This window comes from uncultured Bacteroides sp., from assembly GCF_902472605.1.
In the GTDB taxonomy this organism is placed as follows: Bacteria; Bacteroidota; Bacteroidia; order Bacteroidales; family Bacteroidaceae; genus Phocaeicola.
Genome location: NZ_CABROP010000005.1, coordinates 15247 through 33669, shown reverse-complemented (window position 1 = coordinate 33669; position 18423 = coordinate 15247). Strand labels below are relative to the sequence as shown.

The 18423-nt window shown below is 49.1% G+C and carries 14 protein-coding genes; 11 read left to right on the top strand and 3 right to left on the bottom strand.

Features of this window, described 5'->3' with window-relative positions:
- Positions 1-55: 55 nt before the first annotated feature.
- The 3 genes from mnmG to RDP42_RS02095 are packed head-to-tail and all read right to left on the bottom strand — an operon-like array spanning position 56 to position 3630.
- Complete coding sequence (mnmG, locus tag RDP42_RS02105) at positions 56-1927, bottom strand: tRNA uridine-5-carboxymethylaminomethyl(34) synthesis enzyme MnmG (RefSeq protein WP_308762326.1); 1872 nt, start codon at positions 1925-1927, stop codon at positions 56-58.
- A gap of 38 nt (positions 1928-1965) precedes the next feature.
- Entirely contained in the window at positions 1966-2391 is a 426-nt protein-coding gene (gene ybeY, locus RDP42_RS02100) for an rRNA maturation RNase YbeY (RefSeq protein WP_308762371.1), read from the bottom strand.
- A gap of 6 nt (positions 2392-2397) precedes the next feature.
- Positions 2398-3630 (bottom strand): nucleoside recognition domain-containing protein, encoded by a 1233-nt coding sequence (locus RDP42_RS02095; RefSeq protein ID WP_204479024.1) that lies wholly within the window; start codon positions 3628-3630, stop codon positions 2398-2400.
- A gap of 100 nt (positions 3631-3730) precedes the next feature.
- Between RDP42_RS02095 and RDP42_RS02090 the strand changes: the two genes are divergently transcribed.
- From RDP42_RS02090 to RDP42_RS02040, 11 genes are all read left to right on the top strand, one after another.
- The gene (locus RDP42_RS02090) at positions 3731-4780 is read left to right on the top strand and encodes a DUF3810 domain-containing protein (protein ID WP_308762325.1); all 1050 of its coding nucleotides are present in this window, start codon (positions 3731-3733) and stop codon (positions 4778-4780) included.
- 313 nt (positions 4781-5093) lie between these two features.
- The gene (locus RDP42_RS02085) at positions 5094-6224 is read left to right on the top strand and encodes an N-acetyltransferase (protein WP_308762324.1); all 1131 of its coding nucleotides are present in this window, start codon (positions 5094-5096) and stop codon (positions 6222-6224) included.
- Between the two features lie 22 nt (positions 6225-6246).
- Positions 6247-8190, top strand: coding sequence for a DNA topoisomerase IV subunit B (locus tag RDP42_RS02080; protein WP_308762323.1), 1944 nt, complete (start codon positions 6247-6249; stop codon positions 8188-8190).
- 30 nt (positions 8191-8220) lie between these two features.
- A complete protein-coding gene (coaD, locus tag RDP42_RS02075) occupies positions 8221-8682 on the top strand; it encodes a pantetheine-phosphate adenylyltransferase (RefSeq protein ID WP_303914586.1) in 462 nt (153 codons plus the stop codon).
- Between the two features lie 12 nt (positions 8683-8694).
- Positions 8695-10284, top strand: a complete 1590-nt coding sequence (locus RDP42_RS02070) for a S41 family peptidase (RefSeq protein ID WP_308762322.1) — start codon at positions 8695-8697, stop codon at positions 10282-10284.
- A 285-nt stretch (positions 10285-10569) separates the two neighbouring features.
- Complete coding sequence (locus RDP42_RS02065) at positions 10570-11259, top strand: succinate dehydrogenase cytochrome B subunit b558 family (protein ID WP_022233637.1); 690 nt, start codon at positions 10570-10572, stop codon at positions 11257-11259.
- 34 nt (positions 11260-11293) lie between these two features.
- Positions 11294-13276, top strand: a complete 1983-nt coding sequence (locus tag RDP42_RS02060) for a fumarate reductase/succinate dehydrogenase flavoprotein subunit (RefSeq protein ID WP_294597684.1) — start codon at positions 11294-11296, stop codon at positions 13274-13276.
- A 35-nt stretch (positions 13277-13311) separates the two neighbouring features.
- Positions 13312-14067, top strand: a complete 756-nt coding sequence (locus RDP42_RS02055) for a succinate dehydrogenase/fumarate reductase iron-sulfur subunit (RefSeq protein ID WP_308762321.1) — start codon at positions 13312-13314, stop codon at positions 14065-14067.
- 365 nt (positions 14068-14432) lie between these two features.
- Complete coding sequence (locus RDP42_RS02050) at positions 14433-16001, top strand: AraC family transcriptional regulator (RefSeq protein ID WP_308762320.1); 1569 nt, start codon at positions 14433-14435, stop codon at positions 15999-16001.
- A 368-nt stretch (positions 16002-16369) separates the two neighbouring features.
- Positions 16370-16930 carry a DUF3575 domain-containing protein gene (locus tag RDP42_RS02045; RefSeq protein ID WP_308762319.1) on the top strand — a complete coding sequence of 187 codons (561 nt, stop codon included), beginning with the start codon at positions 16370-16372 and terminating at the stop codon, positions 16928-16930.
- Between the two features lie 14 nt (positions 16931-16944).
- A complete protein-coding gene (locus tag RDP42_RS02040) occupies positions 16945-18408 on the top strand; it encodes a DUF3868 domain-containing protein (RefSeq protein ID WP_308762318.1) in 1464 nt (487 codons plus the stop codon).
- Positions 18409-18423 lie beyond the last annotated feature (15 nt).

The window sequence follows — 18423 nt, the reverse complement described above, 5'->3', positions numbered from 1 at the left end:
CCAGTGTTTTATATGTAATCTTTAAATAAATTGTTTCACGTGAAACATGGCCTGTTTAGCGTCCTAACAGCACGAGTAACACGTTGATATCGCTGGGCGAAACACCCGGGATGCGGCTGGCTTGTGCCAGGGTCTCCGGGTCTATCTTCACGAGCTTCTGGCGTGCTTCGGTTGAGAGGGATTGGAGGTTGGCGTAGTCGAACCGGCCCTTGATGCGGATGGTCTCCAGCCGGTGGATTTTGTCGGCGATGGTCCGTTCGCGGTCAATGTAGCCTTTGTACTTGATACGGATTTCGGCTGCCTCTATAATCTCTTCTTTCCGGTTCTCAATCTTGTCCAGCTCGGCCTGGAAGGCGGTGATGTGTGGCGCAATGTTTTCGATGGTAATCTGTGGGCGACTGATTAAATCTACCAGTTTGCATCCATGCGTAAGTCGGGCAGTACCCAGGCTTTCCAGTGTGTCGTTAATCTTGTCGGCCTTTACCGAGAAGTTGTTCACGAAGTCTACCAGACGGTCGATGGCCTCCCGCTTCTTTTGGAAGATGGCGTAACGGTCTTCCTTTACCAACCCTAATTGGTGAGCACGTTCCGTCAGTCGCATGTCGGCATCGTCCTGACGAAGCAGGATACGGTATTCGGCTCTTGAGGTAAACATACGGTACGGCTCGTCCACGCCCTTCGTTACCAGGTCGTCAATCAATACGCCGATATACGCTTCATCACGTCCTAATACGAAAGGCTCTCCGCCATGGCAGTTCAGGTGGGCGTTGATACCGGCAATGATTCCTTGTCCGCCGGCTTCTTCGTAGCCAGTCGTACCGTTCACCTGTCCGGCGAAGAACAGGTTCTTCACTACCTTCGATTCCAACGTATGCTTCAGTTGGGTTGGGTCGAAATAGTCGTATTCGATGGCATATCCCGGACGGTATACCACCAGGTCTTTGAAGCACGGAATCTTCTTCAGAGCCTCTAACTGAATCTCCATCGGCAGGGAAGAAGAGAATCCGTTCAGATAAAGTTCGCGGGTTGTTTCCCCCTCCGGTTCCAGGAAAAGCTGGTGCTGCGGTTTGTCAGGGAAGGTCACGATTTTGGTCTCGATGCTCGGGCAGTAACGTGGTCCGATACTCTTGATTTGTCCGTTGAAAAGGGGAGAGTCGGCCAGTCCTTTCCGCAGGGTGGCATGCACTTCCTCGTTGGTGAAGCACGTCCAGCACTGCAATTGCTTCAGGTGACGCGGCTCGCTGATGAACGAGAAACGGTGGAAATCATTTTCTCCATCCTGGGTATCCATCAGGTCGAAGTGAACGCTCTTGCCGTCGATGCGGACTGGAGTACCCGTCTTCATTCGTCCAGCCGTAATGCCGTGGCGGGTGATGGATTCGGTGAGGTGATATGATGCCGGTTCCGCACAGCGTCCGCCGGGTAGCATCTTGTGGCCGATGTGCATCAGTCCGTTCAAGAACGTACCCGCGGTGAGTACGATACATTTGGCATGGAACGTCACGCCCCAGCAAGTCACTAGTCCCGTCACTTCTCCGTTTTCAACCAGCAGTTCCTCCACGGTGTCCTGCCAAATATGCAGGTTCGGCAGATTTTCGAGTACTTCTCTCCAGGCCCAGATAAACTTGCCGCGGTCGCATTGTGCACGCGGGCTCCACATGGCCGGACCCTTGGAACGGTTCAGCATGCGGAACTGGATAGCCGTCTTGTCGGTCACGAGTCCCATGTATCCGCCTAAGGCATCAATCTCTCTCACGATTTGTCCCTTGGCAATACCTCCGACGGCCGGGTTGCAGCTCATCTGTCCGATTTTGTTCATGTCCATGGTAATCAGGCAGGTCTTTGAGCCCAAGCTGGCCGCGGCCGCTGCGGCCTCGCATCCGGCATGACCGGCTCCGATTACGATTACATCATACTTGAAATCCATTCGTTTTTATGTTTTTATTTCTTTTGCAAAAATACGAATTACATGAAATCTTTCCGCATTTCCAGGGCCTTGTTTTCGGCGGCCTCCATGATTTCGCGTTCGCCGGGCCCCTTGTCGTTGATGCCGCATAAGTGCAGGATGCCGTGGATGATGACCCGGAAAAGTTCTGTTTCATACGGCGCTTCAAACTGCACGGCATTGGTGCGTACGGTGTCCAGGCTGATGAACAGGTCGCCCGACAGCCGTTTCCCTTCGCAGTAGTCGAAGGTAATGATATCCGTGTAATAATCGTGCTGCAGATACTGGCGGTTCACCTCCAGAATCTTCTCGTCCGAGCAGAAGATGTAGGCAATGTCGCCCACTCTTTTTCCATAGGTTTCTGCTACGGCTTTGATCCATGCGGTGGTTTCACGCTGCTTGATGGCGGGCATTTCCACGCCTTCCGTTTGATAAGTGATCATAATGGTATGTTAATTGAAAAATAAATATCCGATAAAGATGGCAGCCAGGATACCGGCAAAGTCGGCAATCAGTCCGCAAGGTACGGCGTGCCGGGTGCGCGTTACGCTCACACTGCCGAAGTAGACTGCCAAGATATAGAACGTGGTATCAGTGGAACCTTGGAAAATACAGGCCAGCCGTCCTACGAAGGAATCAGCCCCGTAGGTCGTCATGGCATCTACCATCAGTCCGCGGGCCCCGCTTCCGCTTAACGGTTTCATCAAGGCGGTAGGTAAGGCTCCCACAAACTGGTCGTCCAGTCCGCAGCCTCTCACTAAGGTGGCGATACCTTGTATCAGAAAATCCATGGCACCCGAAGCCCGGAACACCCCGATGGCAACTAAGATGGCCACCAGATACGGGATGATTCGTACGGCAGTAGAGAAACCCTCTTTGGCTCCTTCCACGAAGGCATCGTACACATTGACCTTTTTCCGTACGCCGGCCACGATGAAACCGATGATAATCAGAAACAGGAAGACATTGGCAAAAGTGGTAGAGTACAGGTCAATCTGTTGCCGGGTGAGCAGGTGGAAGAAATAGATGATACCCGCGATGAAAAGGCTGGCTCCTCCCAAGAACAGGAGGATGGTACGGTTCAGCAAGTTGATGCGTTGGTACAGGCTGACCGCAAGAATGCCGGCCAAGGTTGAAAAGAACGTAGCCAACAGGATGGGCACAAACACATCGGTAGGTTGGGCCGCTCCTAACTGCGCCCGATACACCATGATGCTGATAGGAATCAAGGTCAGCCCCGAAGTGTTCAGCACCAAAAACATAATCATCGGGTTGCTCGCCGTGTCTTTCTTTGGGTTCAGTTCCTGCAGTCCCTCCATGGCTTTCAGCCCGAGCGGAGTGGCTGCGTTGTCCAAACCCAGCATGTTGGCCGCTAAGTTCATGAAAATACTGCCTGTCACCGGATGTCCTTTCGGGATGTCCGGAAACAGTTTTGAGAACAGCGGGCTGAGCAGCCGGGCAAAGAGCTGGATCACGCCTCCCTTCTCGCCAATCTTCATGATGCCGAGCCAGAGCGACAGTACGCCGGTCAGTCCCAAAGAAATCTCGAAAGCCGTCTTCGACGAGTCGAAAGTAGAGTTGATGATGGTTGGAAAAACCGTCGTGTCGCCAAAGCACACCAATTTCACAAGGGCCACTCCGAAGGCCAGCAGAAAGAATGCAATCCAGATGTAGTTTAATGCCATTTCCTGTTTAAGTATAATTCATAATTAATCTGTGTTACAAAAGTATATATTTTCTTCGTCACTACCTTCACCTTCTTTGAAAACATATAACTTTGTGTGTATGAAAAGTTTTCCGTTGCGTTTTGTCCGTTGGGGCATAGAAGCCTTTTTGCTGGTGCTGGTAATTCTCTGCCGTTATTGGCCGGCGGCGGGAGAGGTGTATGCCCGTTACTTCTATCCCGTGTGTTCCACCGTGCTGTCCGCCCTGGTGGCATGGATTCCATTTTCGGTGGAAGAATGGCTGGTCATCGCTTTTTGTGCCCTTTTCATCGGGCTGCCGTTTTGGGCCCGTAGGAAGAAAAAAGGCTGGAAGTGGACGTTGCGTGCCGAAGCCGAAGTCCTCGTGGTCGTCTATCTCTGGTTCTATTGGGGATGGGGCATCAATTATTTCCGGAAAGACTTTTTCAATCGGTCGGCCATTGAGCCGGTGGCCTATGTGGAAGAAGACTTCCATCGTTTCCTGACTACTTATACCGACAGCCTGAATGCAGCCTGTACCACCCTGCCGCTTCCGGCCCACGATGAAATTGAGCAGGAAGTGAAACAACTCTATGCGCAGGTACCTTCCCGTTTCGGCTTGTCGTCTCCTCGCAGCTACCAGCATCCCAAGCCGGTGGCTTTCAACGCCCTCTATTCCGGTGTGGGAGTCTTGGGCTACATGGGACCTTTCTTTGCCGAATCGCAGTTGAACCGTGAGTTGCCTCCTTTGCAATGGCCTTTCACCTATGCCCATGAATATGCCCACCTGTTGGGAGTAAGCAGTGAGGCCGAGGCCAATTTCTGGGCCTATCAGATTTGCATCCGTTCCCAGTCGCCGGCTGTCCGTTATGCCGGTTACTTCGGATTGCTTCCTTATGTACTTTCCAATGCGGCCGGTTTGCTGGATGACGACGCTTATCGTCAGCTGCTCCAGTCCATTCGTCCGGAGGTGATACAGACCCTTCGGGAGCAGCAGGCCTATTGGGAAGAAAGATACAGTCCGTGGGTCGGACGGATACAGGAGCAGATTTACGAATGGTACCTGAAGGGTAATCAGATTCCGTCCGGGCAGAAAAACTATGGGGAAGTCATCGCCATGGTCTTGTCATTACCTGCCGACTGGTGGAAATGAGTTTGTGAGAATGTAAAATTCACGTCCACTCGCCGGATAGTGAATGAATTTTCGATTCTCATGAGGGAAAAGTGGCGTATTTTGTTGTGGAATAGTGGCTTATCAGTTTTGGAGGTTTGGCAATCTGGAAACAAATGAAAAGGATTGTTAAAATGCATCCTCCCAATAGGCCACAGAGAGCCGTCTCGGTTTTTTCCCGTCCTGGCTTAAAGTGTGAAAATCAGTAAATAGACCGCATTTTCGGAGAAAAAGCATTATCTTTACAGCCTTAATTTTTCTAAACTCTTAGCGAACGAAAGAAAATTATACCGCAATGACTATCTCGATTCAAAAAGTTACGACGAAAGCAGAACTGAAGAAGTTCATACGTTTCAATTACGAACTTTATAAAAATAATCCTTATTCTGTCCCCGATTTGTACGATGACATGCTCAACACCTTCAACCCGAAGAAGAACGCGGCGTTTGAGTTTTGTGAGGCCGATTATTTTCTGGCCTATCGGGGGGATGAGATTGTAGGCCGTGTGGCTGCCATCATCAATCACCGGGCCAGCGACACCTGGCACAAGAAGGAAGTGCGCTTCGGCTGGATTGACTTCATTGACGAAGAAGAAGTGTCGGCAGCCTTGCTCGATGCCGTGGCCAAATGGGGAAAGGAACGAGGAATGGAAGCCATGGTGGGTCCGCTGGGGTTTACCGATATGGATGCCGAAGGTATGCTGGTAGAAGGGTACGACCAGTTGGGTACGATGGCCACCATCTATAATTATTCCTACTATCCCGAACACATGGAGCAGTTGGGTTTTGAGAAAGAAGCCGACTGGGTGGAATACAAGCTCACCGTGCCGCACCAGCTTCCTGACAAGTTTGTGCGTATTTCCGAAATCATCCTGCAGAAATACAAACTGAAAATCAAGAAGCTCAAACGGGGTGACATCAAGAAAGGAAATTACGGGCAGAAAATCTTCGATTTGATTAATGAAGCCTACGCGCCGTTGTATGGCTATTCACAGATGACTCAGGGACAGATTGACCAGTATGTCAAGATGTATCTCCCGCTCATCGATTTGCGCATGGTGTCGTTGGTAGAAGACGAAGAAGGCAATCTGGTAGCCGTGGGTATTGCCATGCCTTCGTTGTCCGTCGCCTTGCAGAAAGCCAAGGGTAAGATGCTGCCTTTCGGCTGGTATCATTTGCTGAAAGCCCTGTTCATCAAGCGGCCCCGTATCCTTGACCTGTTACTGGTAGGTGTGAAGCCCGAATACCAGAGCAAGGGAGTCAATGCCCTGCTGTTCTACGACCTGGTACCTATCTTCCAGCAGATGGGATTCGAGTACGGCGAAAGCAATCCGGAACTGGAACTCAACAAGAAAGTGCAGGCACAATGGAGTGCCTTTGAATCGGTACAGCACAAACGTCGTCGGGCTTATAAGAAAATGATTTAATGTCAGAAAGGGGATTTATATAATGGAGGAAATTAACGAACACACCGTTTCTTCCGCCAACTATACGGAAGAGAACATTCGCCACCTGAGCGACATGGAGCACGTGCGCACCCGTCCCGGTATGTACATCGGACGACTGGGCGACGGTTCACAGGCCGAAGATGGTATCTATGTACTGCTCAAGGAAGTGGTGGACAACAGCATCGACGAGTTCAAGATGGGCGCCGGAAAGCGCATCGAGATTCAGCTGGAAGACAACCTGCGTGTGTCCGTGCGCGACTATGGGCGAGGCATCCCTTTGGGAAGTCTGGTCGATGCCGTCTCCATGCTGAACACCGGAGGTAAGTACGACACCAAAGCCTTCAAGAAAAGTGTGGGACTGAATGGAGTGGGTGCCAAGGCGGTCAATGCCCTGAGCTCGCATTTTGTAGCCTGGAGTGCCCGCGACGGACAGATGCGCAAGGCCGTCTTCGAACGGGGAGAACTGATCAGCGACGAAACCTGCGCTACCGACGAGGAGAACGGTACCTATATCTTCTTTGAACCCGACGACACCCTGTTCCTGAATTATCGTTTCCGTCCGGAGTTCATCGAGACCATGCTCCGTAACTATACCTATCTGAACACAGGTCTTTCCATTTATTACAACGGCCACCGCATTGTGAGCCGTAACGGATTGGAGGACTTGCTGAACGATAACATGACGGCTCCAGGATTGTATCCCATCGTGCACCTCACGGGCGAAGACATCGAGATTGCCTTTACCCACAGTGCCCAGTATGGCGAAGAATACTATTCGTTTGTCAACGGACAACACACTACCCAGGGGGGAACTCACCAGAGTGCCTTCAAGGAACACATTGCCCGCACCATCAAGGAATTCTACGGAAAAAATCTTGAATACCAGGACATCCGCAACGGACTGGTGGCTGCCATTGCCATCAATGTGATTGAGCCTACCTTCGAGAGCCAGACCAAAATCAAGCTCGGTTCGCTCACCATGGCCCCCGAGAAAGATTCCGAAGGCAACCCTTATCCGCTGTCGGGTGTCAGTGTGAACAAGTTTGTGGGCGACTTCGTGAAAGAGCAGGTAGACAACTACCTCCACAAGCATCCCGATGTGGCCGAAATCCTGTTACAGAAAATCCAGGAATCCGAGAAAGAGCGTAAGGCCATTGCCGGCGTGACGAAGATTGCTCGCGAGCGTGCCAAGAAAGCCAACCTGCACAACCGCAAGCTGCGCGATTGCCGCATCCATCTCAACGACCAGAAGGGCGGCAAGAAAGACGACGAGGACGACCCTCGTCTGGAAAGCTCCATCTTCATTACCGAGGGAGATTCGGCCAGCGGTTCCATTACAAAGAGCCGCGATGTCAACACCCAGGCCGTGTTCAGCTTGCGCGGTAAGCCGTTGAACTCGTTCGGCCTGACCAAGAAGGTGGTCTACGAGAATGAAGAGTTCAACCTCTTGCAGGCAGCCCTGAACATCGAAGACGGGCTCGACGGACTCCGATATAATAAGGTAATCGTGGCCACCGATGCCGATGTGGACGGTATGCACATCCGTCTGCTGATGATTACTTTCTTCCTGCAGTTCTTCCCCGACCTGATTAAGAAAGGTCATGTCTATATTTTGCAGACCCCGTTGTTCCGCGTGCGAAACCGCAAGAAAGGTGTTTACGAAACCATCTACTGCTATTCGGACGAAGAACGTCTGGCCGCCATCGAGAAGCTGAGCCCCAATCCGGAAATCACCCGATTCAAAGGATTAGGAGAAATCTCGCCCGACGAGTTCCGCCATTTCATCGGCAAGGACATGCGTCTGGAGCAGGTCACCCTCCGCAAGACCGACGCCGTAAAGGAACTGTTGGAGTTCTACATGGGCAAGAACACCATGGAACGTCAGAACTTCATCATCGATAACCTGGTGGTGGAAGAAGACCTGATTAAGAATGAAGAAGAATAATGAATAATTAATAACTGCCAGTCATCAGTGATGAAAAAAGCAATATTCCCGGGCACGTTCGACCCGTTTACCATCGGCCACTATTCCGTGGTGAAGCGTGCCCTGACCTTTATGGATGAAATCATCATCGGTATCGGAGTGAACGACAAGAAGAAAACCTGGTTTCCCACCGAGCGGCGTGTGGAAATGATCCGGAAACTCTATGCCGACGAACCCCGCATCACCGTCGAGGCCTACGATAACCTTACGGTGGATTTTGCCCGCGAACGGGGAGCCGGATTCATTATCCGCGGCATCCGTACCGTACACGATTTTGAATACGAAGAAACCATTGCCGACATCAACCGCAAGCTGGCCGGTGTGGAAACTATCCTGCTCTTTACCGAGCCGGAACTGACCGCCATCAGTTCTACCATCGTACGCGAGCTGTTGCAGTATGGCAAGGACGTGTCGGCGTTCCTGCCCGAAGGAATGGATATAGACGACAAATAAAACTTTCAGCACATGAAAATCAGCAAATATGTTTTGGCGTTCTGCTGTGGACTGGCTGCCTGGACGGCCCTGCCTGCACAGAACAGACTGCTTGACTCCCCTTCGCGCAAGTTGCAGTTGGCGGAGTTTGCCATTTCCAACCTCTATGTAGATAAAGTGGACGAGGATAAGTTGGTGGAAACCGCCATTGTCAGCATGCTCGAAAAGCTCGACCCGCATTCCACCTATTCCGACGCGGAAGAAGTGAAACGCCTCAATGAACCCCTTCAGGGAAATTTTGACGGCATCGGCATCCAGTTCAACATGGCCACCGATACCCTGTTTGTCATCCAGCCCGTATCGGGAGGACCTTCCGAGAAGGTCGGTATCCTGGCTGGCGACCGCATCATCGAAGTGAACGACACGGTGATTGCCGGCGTGAAGATGAACACCGACGAAGTGATGCGCCGTCTGCGCGGTCCGAAAGGTTCCACGGTGACGGTGAAAGTGCTGCGTGCCGGGGTAAAGGAACTTCTGCCGTTCACCATCAAGCGTGACAAGATTCCCGTATACAGCCTCGACGCTTCCTACATGGTAGAAGGACAGATTGGCTACATCCGCGTGAATCGTTTTGCGGCCACTACCGGCAAGGAATTCACGGATGCCCTTCATAAATTGCAGAAACAGGGCATGAAAGACCTGATACTCGACCTGCAAGGCAACGGCGGCGGCTATCTGAATGCAGCCATCAGCCTGTGCGACCAGATATTGGGGGCAAAGGAACTCATTGTCTATACCGAAGGCCGCCGCAACCCGCGGTCGGAATTTGAGGCCAAGGGCGACGGTGATTTCCAGCAAGGCCGTCTGGTGGTACTGGTTGACGAATATTCGGCTTCGGCCAGTGAGATTGTCACTGGAGCCATCCAGGACTGGGACCGCGGTATCGTGGTCGGTCGGCGTACCTTTGGAAAAGGACTGGTGCAGCGTCCCATCGACCTGCCCGACGGCTCCATGATCCGTCTGACCGTAGCCCGCTACTACACTCCTTCGGGCCGTTGCATCCAGAAACCCTACGAGAGCATCGAAAAATACAACCAGGATTTGATTGACCGTTACAACCGCGGCGAGATGATGAGTGCCGACAGCATCCATTTCCCCGATTCGCTCAAGGCCAAGACCCTGAAGTTAGGACGTACCGTGTATGGCGGCGGAGGCATCATGCCCGACTATTTCGTGCCCATCGATACCACGATGTACACCGACTACTACCTGGCGCTGCGCGACAAGGGAGCCATGGTACAGCTGAACATCAAGCTCATCGACCGTCACCGGCAGGAATGGCTCAAGCGTTACAAGACCTTCGACCGTTTCAACCGCGAGTTTGAAGTGACCAAGGAGATGCTCGACGAGCTGGTGGCACAAGGTACTTCGCTGGGCGTGAAGTATGACGAAGCCCAGTTCCAGACTGCCCTGCCGCTGATAAAGACCCAGCTGAAGGCCCTGTTGGCCCGCGACATCTGGGACATGAACGAGTACTTCCAGGTAATTAACACGCTGAGCGACAGCATGAAAAAGGCACTGGAACTGCTGCGCCAGCCCGGCATGAATTTCCCTAAAAGATAGGCCCGGAAAAACGCAAGTGCGTTTGTCCTGAAACGCAAGTACGTTTCAAGTAAAACGCAAGGACGTTTTCCCTAAAACGCAAGTGCGTTTGGATCAAAACTCTTCGGCGTTTTGTTTCAAACGCACTTGCGTTTTTTGATACCTCCGAATCGGCCGGTTGATTACAGAATTTTTTCCATAATCTGTTGTATTATCTCAATAAATCTTCTAATTTTGCATCGTAATTTAGACCGTGGGGTACGAATTTATAGTTCTAACAATTAAATAATTTAAATTCAATCATTTATGTGGTTAAGTAATTCATCTATTGGAAGGAAAGTGGTGATGAGTGTAACTGGTATCGCCCTTGTCCTGTTTCTGACATTTCACATGGCGATGAACTGTGTTGCTTTGTTCTCGGGCGAAGCTTACAACATGGTTTGTGAATTCCTGGGTGCTAACTGGTATGCACTGGTTGCAACTGTGGGATTGGCTGCCTTGTTTGTAATTCACATTATCTACGCTTTCTGGTTGACAATGCAGAACCGTGCAGCTCGCGGTAGTGAACGCTATGCTGTAAATGCTCGCCCGAAAAATGTGGAATGGGCTTCTCAGAACATGTTGGTACTGGGTATCATCGTTATCCTGGGTCTGGCTCTTCACTTTATGAACTTCTGGTACAAAATGCAGTTCGCTGAAATCATCGGTAACCCAATGATGGGTGGTCTTCATGCAGCCGACGGTTATGGCTATATCATGCAGACTTTCTCTAATCCGTTGTTCTTCGTGTTGTATATCATTTGGCTGATTGCTTTGTGGTTCCACTTGACTCACGGTTTCTGGAGTGCAATGCAGACTCTGGGCTGGAACAATACGATTTGGATTAACCGCTGGAAATGCATCTCTAACATCTATTCTACTATCATCGTTCTGGGCTTTATGCTGGTAGCTATTGTATTCTTCCTGAAGAACATGATGGGGTGTGGTGCTTGCTAATTTAAGTGTAACTGATTTAAACTGAAAAAACATTATGACTAAGATACTTGATTCTAAAATTCCTGAAGGCCCAATAGCTGAGAAATGGACTAATTATAAGGCTCACCAGAAATTGGTAAACCCGGCTAACAAACGTCGTCTGGACATCATTGTGGTAGGTACAGGTTTGGCTGGAGCATCTGCTGCTGCTTCTCTTGGTGAAATGGGATTCCGCGTATTCAATTTCTGTATTCAGGACTCTCCACGTCGTGCACACTCTATTGCTGCACAGGGTGGTATCAATGCTGCTAAAAATTACCAGAATGACGGTGACTCTGTTTATCGTCTGTTCTATGATACTGTAAAGGGTGGTGACTACCGTGCTCGTGAAGCAAACGTTTATCGTCTGGCTGAAGTTTCAAATAACATTATCGACCAGTGTGTTGCTCAGGGTGTTCCTTTTGCTCGTGAATACGGAGGTACATTGGCTAACCGTTCTTTCGGTGGTGCTCAGGTTTCTCGTACATTCTATGCTAAAGGTCAGACTGGTCAGCAGTTGCTGCTGGGTGCATACTCTGCATTGAGCCGTCAGGTAGGTGCAGGTACAGTAAAACTGTATACTCGTTACGAAATGGAAGATATCGTAATCGTAGATGGACGTGCACGTGGTATCATTGCCAAGAACCTGGTAACAGGTAAGCTGGAACGCTTTGCTGCTCATGCAGTAGTTATTGCTACTGGTGGTTACGGTAACACTTACTTCTTGTCTACTAACGCAATGGCTTGTAACTGTACAGCTGCAATGTCTTGCTACCGTAAAGGTGCCTTCTTCGCTAATCCGGCTTATGTACAGATTCACCCGACTTGTATTCCGGTACACGGTGACAAGCAGTCTAAACTGACTTTGATGTCTGAATCTTTGCGTAACGATGGTCGTATCTGGGTTCCGAAGAAATTGGAAGATGCAAAAGCTTTGCAGGCTGGTAAGATGAAACCGACAGATATTCCGGAAGAAGATCGTGACTACTACTTGGAACGTCGTTATCCGGCATTCGGTAACTTGGTTCCGCGTGACGTTGCTTCACGTGCTGCTAAGGAACGTTGCGACCACGGTTACGGTGTAAACAATACTGGTTTGGCTGTATACCTCGACTTCTCTGAATGTATCGAACGTCTGGGCCTGGATGTTGTTCGTCAGCGCTATGGTAACTTGTTCGATATGTACGAAGAAATCACCGACGTAAATCCGGGTGAAGTAGGAAAAGAAATCAATGGTGTTAAATATTATAATCCGATGATGATCTATCCGGCTATCCACTATACAATGGGTGGTATCTGGGTTGACTACGAACTTCAGACTACTATCAAGGGTCTGTTTGCTATCGGTGAATGTAACTTCTCTGACCACGGTGCTAACCGTCTGGGTGCTTCTGCGTTGATGCAGGGATTGGCTGACGGTTACTTCGTATTGCCTTACACTATCCAGAACTACTTGGCTGACCAGATTACTGTTCCTCGCTTCTCTACCGATCTGCCGGAATTTGCTGAAGCAGAAAAAGCTGTTCAGGCTAAGATCGATCACCTGATGAACATCAAGGGTAAGAAGTCTGTAGACTCTATCCACAAGGAATTGGGCCGCGTAATGTGGGAATATGTCGGAATGGGACGTACAGCAGAAGGCTTGAAGACAGGTCTGGCTAAACTGAAAGAAATCCGTAAGGAATTCGAAACCGAATTGTTTATCCCGGGTTCTAAAGAAGGCATGAACATTGAATTGGATAAGGCTATCCGTCTGAACGACTTCATCACAATGGGTGAACTGATTGCATACGATGCATTGAACCGTAACGAATCTTGCGGTGGTCACTTCCGTGAAGAATATCAGACTGAAGAAGGTGAAGCTAAACGTGATGATGAAAACTACTTCTATGTTGCTTGCTGGGAATATCAGGGAAGCGATGACAAGGCTCCGGTATTGTACAAAGAACCGCTGGTATACGAAGCAATTAAAGTTCAGACTCGTAACTATAAGAGCTAATCGGTGAAGTTAAACAATTAAAGAATCTAAGTAAAATGGATAAAAATATATCATTTACGCTGAAAGTTTGGCGTCAGAACGGACCTAAAGAAAAAGGTCATTTCGATACATTCCAGATGAAAGATATCCCGGGCGATACTTCATTCCTGGAAATGTTGGATATCTTGAACGAACAGTTGATTGAAGAAGGCAAAGAACCGATCGTATTCGACCATGACTGTCGTGAAGGTATCTGCGGTATGTGTTCTTTGTATATCAACGGACATCCTCATGGACCTGCAAAAGGTGCTACAACTTGCCAGATCTACATGCGTCGTTTCAAAGATGGCGATGTAATTACTGTTGAACCGTGGCGTTCTGCCGGTTTCCCGGTTATCAAGGACTTGATGGTAGACCGTTCGGCTTACGATAAAATCATGCAGGCAGGTGGTTTCATCAGCGTGCGTACAGGTGCTCCTCAGGACGCCAACGCCATCCTGATTCCGAAACCTATCGCTGACGAAGCCATGGATGCGGCTACTTGCATCGGTTGTGGTGCCTGTGTAGCTGCTTGTAAGAACGGTTCAGCCATGCTGTTCGTATCTGCCAAGGTGAGCCAGTTGAACCTGTTACCTCAAGGTAAGCCGGAAGCTTTGCGCCGTGCAAAGGCCATGATTGCCAAGATGGACGAACTGGGCTTCGGTAACTGTACCAATACCCGTGCATGCGAAGCAGAATGCCCGAAATGCGTTTCTATCAGCAACATCGCTCGTTTGAACCGCGATTTCATCAAGGCCAAACTGAAAGACTAATTGTCAACTATTTCTGAATAAACCAAGATTCGCCCCGGAGCAGAAAGTGTTTCGGGGCGAATTGTTTTTCTATTGCTAAATAGTTTTAAAAAGCTGAAAATCAAGGTGTGAATACTTGCACAGAATAAGTGTTATTCTTACATTTGCAACGTGATTTTTTTCATAGTATTAGATTTAAGGTTAACAAGGTTGGGAGAAAGCGTTCTCCCATTTTTTTTGCCCGTTTTTTTGTAGAGACTGAAAAAAATTGGTATTTTCGAGGCAGCTTTACATAAAACTGGGGATTTATGAAGCGGTTTATAGTTTTCATTTGGTTTGGTTTATTCATATCCTTTCTTTACGGGGCAGCGATATCTTTTGATGATATGCGCGAGAGGATAGCCTACGACCCTTTGGGGGCGCTGTCATCGCTGGACAGTCTGGAGACCGACTCAGCCTATTCCTCCTATCAGATAGATTATTTGCGGGCTTTGTCCTATCACACACAGTCACAATATTACATGTCCGTGTATTATGTGCGGCGTGCGTTCGAGGCAAAAGGCCTGCAGCGGGATACGGTATTGCTTCCTTATGCATATACGCTGTGGGCTAAGTCATCCATTATGTCCTTTCAGTTAAAAGAGGCAGCCAAGGTGATAGCCGCAGGGAAAAGTTATGCCTCAAAGTGCCATAATTTGGGCCTGCAGGCCAGTATGCTGCAGCTGGAGGGCGACCTTTACCGTAAGATGGGAATCCTGCCCAAAAGCTATGCATGCGTCACAGAGGCTGTGGCATTGCTTTCGGGGGCCAGGACGCAGGAAGATTATCTCTTGCTTTCCGACAGCATGGGCTACCTGATGTCCTATTATATCACCGATGGTCAGTTGCAGAAGGCTTGGGAGGTCGGTCAGCGTCGGGAAGAAGTGCTTGCCGCATGGGAGAAATGTCTGACTGAAAATGCCCATGTACTGGACCGGCAGAAAGGTTTCTTCTATAGTAAGATGGCGTATCTGGCTTATAAGCTGAAAAAAGGTGGGCTGTCTGAGGCTTATCTCAACAGATTCTATGCAACCAATTTTTCCAAGACCCAGAGAGGGATGCTCGAGATAAATAATTATTTGTTGAAGGTGGGCCGTTACGAGGAGGTATTGCGCCATAACGAGGCCTATCTGGGTCTGGTGAGTGAAGCCGATTCACTGAATCTCATGCGTCTTCGAACACTGGAGCAGAGTAGTCAGGCCTACCGTGCCTTGGGAGATTATGTACATGCGTATCTTGCGATGCTTCAGGTGCATCAGATTTCCCAGCAGATGGCTACTAACCGTGAGCGCAGCCAGATATTCCAGTTAGCAGATGTGACGGAAGCAGTGACCCGTCAGTATCGGTTGGAAAAGGCCGATTATGAGCTGAAGGTCCAGCGCTATGTCATTTCCGCTTTGCTGGTTGTGACGTTGGTGTTGCTGGTCTTGTTTGGCGGTCTTTGGCGTACGCTGCATGTGATTCGTCGGAAAAACCAGAAAATGAAGCAGCTGATGCTGCAACTGGACGATCAGCGCAAGGAAATCCATTTGGTGGAGGGAGAGCTGGAATGGAAGGAAGAAGAGAGAGAGGGGAAAGATACAGATGGGCAGCTGTTTTTCAGATTCGACTGGCAGGTAAAGGAGCAGAAACTGTATTTGAATTATCAGTTAGGAAGAGATGATTATGCGCAGCTGATGGGAGTGGACCGAAATCGTTTTGCTGCCATTTTGAAAAAGTTTACCTCCAATAACCTGAGCACTTATCTTAATGACCTTCGTCTGGAACATTCGGTCACTTTGTTTCGCGAACATCCCGACTGGAGTATTAATAAAGTGGCCGAAGAAAGTGCCCTTCCCCGCATTTCTACTTTTTACCGCTTGTTTAAAGAAAAATACGGCATCAGCCCCAACAGTTTCCGTAAAACTCTTTCTTAAAGCCGAATACGCGTTAAGCATGCGCAAACAGGCTACCTGTGCTTGATAAATAGACTATTACAAAGAATTCCCATTTTGTAAGAATGTTCTTGACAAAATGGGAATTTCTTTTGATTATATGAGAATTCTTTGCTTTTCATTGCATATTATTTGTATATATTTTTGTAACCGAAATAAAATATGAGATTGAAGGTATAAAGGTAAAGGGAATAGAACTATGAAGAAAATTTTGGGTGGAATTTCTTTCTATGGCAGTCAAGAGTTCTTCTGATTAATTAGTGAACATTTATTTTCTCCTTGCAAAATAATATATATATTTGTGATAATATAATAATATAGAAATATAGTGGAAAGATAAAAGAAATGCTATGAGAAAAGTACTGGTATGGATATTGTTTTTGTTAGTCTTTATATCGGCATCTGCTCAGAAAATAGCCGTGAAAACAAACCTGCTTTATGACGTGATTACTACGTTGAATCTTGGTACAGAGTTTCGCGTAGCTCCGAAGTGGACCATTGATTTGTCGGGTAATTACAATCCTTTCAATTTGGGAAACGACCGCAAGATGAGACACTGGCTGGTGCAGCCTGAGGTACGTTATTGGTTCTGCGAAGCGTTTAACGGGCATTTCCTGGCACTTCATGCGTTGGGCGGACAATTTAATGTGGCAGATATGGATCTCAAGATTTTCCCTTCTTTTAAAGATTACCGTTATCAGGGGGGTATGTACGGAGCCGGTATCGGTTACGGTTATCAGTTTGTGCTGTCCAAGCACTGGAACTTGGGCCTGGAAATCGGAGCCGGGTGGATACGTGCCAACTATGACCAGTACGACTGTCCGCATTGCGGGGAATGGCGAGGAAGCGACAAGAAAGACTATTTCGGCCTGACCAAGGCAGCCATATCCTTGATTTATATAATTAAATGATGGAGGAACGTAGGATGAAAAAATATATTATCTCTCTCGTATTTGTGCTGGCTGCCGGCATTCCCGTTTTGGGCCAGACTTCTTATTTGAGTGAAATCAAGATTGTGGACCGCGAAGTGGCGAAGACAGCCGACCGTCAGGCCCGTGTGAAGATGATGGTGAGCCTGGACGGGCTGGACATCAAGAACCAGCATTCGCTGTGCGTGGTGCCGGTGATTCTTTCTGCCGACGGAACGCAGGAGCAGGAACTGCCCTCTTTTGTGGTGAACGGAAAGGTGCGCGACAAGGTGCAGCAGCGTACGGAGGCTTTTGAACATACCGACCTTCATCCTGGGGCTGTGGCGAAAGTGCGCCGCAAGAACGGTACGTCCCAGACCCTCAATTACGATGCATCCGTTCCTTTCAAGCGTTGGATGATTGGGGGCAATCTCCAGCTTCGGGGCTATGTGACAGGCTGTGCTCAGTGTAATGATGGCGATGAAACTACTACCGCGGGCGATATTTTTCCACCGATGAATCCGGTCTATTATTCTCCGTTTATCCAGCCAAAGGAAGAGAGTGTGAAGCGGCGTTCCGAGACCCGTTCCGCACGCTTGCAGTTCCGTCAGGACAGTTATTGCATCGAGCCGAAATACAAGAATAACCAGGTAGAATTGGACACTGTGAGTAGTTCCATTGCGCTGGTAAGAGATAACGATGACTTGACCATTACGGGGATTTACGTAACAGGTTACGCTTCTCCGGAAGGAGCTTTTGTCTATAATATGAAGCTGTCTGAGCGTCGTGCCAAGGCATTTACGGAATATATGAAAGACGATTTGAAAGCGATTGATCCGCAGCTCTACCACGTGGACTGGAAAGGTGAAGACTGGACTGGTTTGCGTGAAGAGGTGGTAAAACGTTCCGACCTGCCGAAGCGTGAAGAAGTTTTGGATATCATCGATCATTGTGGGGATGATAAAGATGCCTGCGAAAAACAGTTGAAAGCGTTGGTACCACCGACCATTTACCAGTATTTGCTGAAGGAGCTGTATCCGGCAGTCCGTCGTAACGAATACCGCATAGAATACAACGTGCGTCATTTCACCGTGGCCGAAGGTCGGGAGATGATCAAGACCCATCCGGAGCTGATGAGCGTGAGCGAGATTCAGCAGGTGGCCGACAGCTACGGCAAGAGAAGTCCTGAATATGTGAATTGTCTGGTGAGTGGTGTAAAGGCTTATCCAAACGATGTGACGGCTGTAAACAATGCCGCACTGGCCCTGATGGAAGCCAACCGCACAGACGAAGCCATTCGCCTGCTGGACAATGCGCCGGCAGAAGGGGAACTATTGAACATGAGGGGAGTGGTTTATATCAAGGCAGGCGAGCTGGAAAAAGCCGTGCAGGCTTTCTCTGAGGCCCAAGCCAAGGGCTATCCGCAAGCAGGGGAGAATCTGTCGCAGTTGAAGCAGTATATGGAATATATGGCAGAATAAAAACAGGATAGAGAA